This is a genomic window from Deltaproteobacteria bacterium, from assembly GCA_016875225.1.
GTDB lineage: Bacteria > Myxococcota_A > UBA9160 > SZUA-336 > SZUA-336 > VGRW01.
The window spans coordinates 1-1,625 of sequence record VGRW01000181.1 but is presented as its reverse complement, the minus strand read 5'-3'; the positions used below and the strand labels follow the sequence as shown (position 1 = coordinate 1,625).

The 1,625-nt window shown below is 69.0% G+C and carries 2 protein-coding genes; both read right to left on the bottom strand.

Annotated features, from left to right (window positions below; translation table 11 throughout):
- A partial coding sequence (locus tag FJ108_18595; GenBank protein ID MBM4337903.1) for a hypothetical protein occupies positions 1-307 on the bottom strand: 307 nt, incomplete at its 3' end.
- Positions 304-1,389, bottom strand: coding sequence for a hypothetical protein (locus tag FJ108_18590; protein MBM4337902.1), 1,086 nt, complete (start codon positions 1,387-1,389; stop codon positions 304-306). The genes FJ108_18590 and FJ108_18595, both read right to left, overlap by 4 nt.
- Between the last annotated feature and the right edge of the window lie 236 nt (positions 1,390-1,625).

The following is a 1,625-nucleotide window of genomic DNA, read 5'->3' as shown; positions in this document are numbered from 1 at the left end:
GGGGGATGCGCACGAGCACGGAAGGGTCGACGCTCTCCGACAGCGGCGTGAACCCGAACAGATCCGCGAAGAGGACCGTCACCTCCTTGCGCTCGCCCGACGTGGGTACGCCGCTCGCGATCACGCGCTCGACGAGCTCCATCGGCGCGAAGCGTGCGAACGCGTGCGAGATGCGCTCGAGCTCGGCCGTGGTCGTGAAGAGGCGCGCGCGAGCCCGCCGATCCGAGGCGCGCGAGCGGTAGAGCGCCGTCGCGAGTGCCGCCGCCGAGGCGCTGAAGGCCGCGGCGATGAGCCACGGGGCGCTCATTCGAGCTGCGCCACCACGCCGAGCCGGCAGAGACCGTTCGCGAGCGCGCATACCCCCACGGTCTCGACGACCAGCTCAGGCGGCAGCCGTTCGAGGAGCGCGCGCGTGCGCTGTTGAAGCTGCACGGGACGAGCGCGGATGCTCCCGCGCGCGAACGGAACGATCGCGGCCTCGACAGGGTCGAGCAGCGTCGATCCGAGGTGCGTCAGGATCGGGTCGACCTCGTCCGTCGACGGACCGGTCTCATCGAGCAGACCGCGCGCCTCGCGTTCGCCGAGCGAACAGTCGAGGCCGCGCGCGATCACGGCGAAGATCAGCGCCTTTGCGCGCCGCGACAGGAGCGTCGATTCCCACATTTCGTCCAGCGCCGTGCGAAGCGCCCCCGCGGCCGGCAGGCCATCGAGCGCGCAAACGAGATACGACCACGGTCCGGTGCGTTGCTCGGGTTCGAGCGGCGCGACCCCGCTCCTGCGCCAGCGTCTTCGCATCACCAGCCGCAGCAGCGGCGCGAGCCATCCGAGAGCCCAGTGCTCGGCGGCGCGCTCCACCGACGCGATCGGAATCGCAGGGGCCGTCATCAGCCGGTTCATGTAGACATTGAGAGCCGCCTGGAACGCCAGCTCCTTGATGGCCGGGTTCGACCAGCCGGCTTCGCGCAGCGCGACGGCGTCGAGCGCCGAGACGAGCGGCGAGGCGCGGGAGATGCGGCGTGCAAAGTCGAGCGCGAGCTTCGTGCGCGGGTCGATCTCGGCTTCGAGGAAGTTCTGCTCGATCTGGCGGATCTGCGCCTCGGGCATCCCGTGCACGCGCATCACCGTGCGCTGGATTCCGTAGCAGTAGCGACAGGAGTTGTCCTGGCTCACCACCAGCCCCACGAGGTCGGCGAGCGGGTAGTCGATGTAGACTAGCGGCGCGCCGAAGTAGCTGAGGCTCGCCATCGAGCGCACGATCCAGGGTGAAGCGGTGAAGTAGGGCACCGAGGACGGCACCGTCCCCACCTCGCGCCGCACGAACGACTCCAGCTCGCGGTCGTACCGTGGCTCGAGCACACAGGCGTCCCACTCGACCTCGTGCAGCGTCATGGCGTCGGAAACGAGCCTAGCCTGGATTTCTCACCACTCAAACGAGCACAGGCCGGCTGACTTCTGTTAACCGTTGAGTTGCAAGACAAAACGGGCCAACAGAAAGGGCCGACCTGTGCAGACAGAGTGTAGCGCGACGCAGCTTGAGTTTTCGCCGCTGGGACGACGGCCCGTGGTGGGCCGGTTCGACGCGGAGCACGCGAGCAGCGACGGCGGGGTGCTGCTGCTGCGCGAGC

Bases quoted from the DNA above. Each gene is read 5' to 3' on its own strand.
- FJ108_18590 (MBM4337902.1), bottom strand. From the start codon at position 1,389: ATGACGCTGCACGAGGTCGAGTGGGACGCCTGTGTGCTCGAGCCACGG.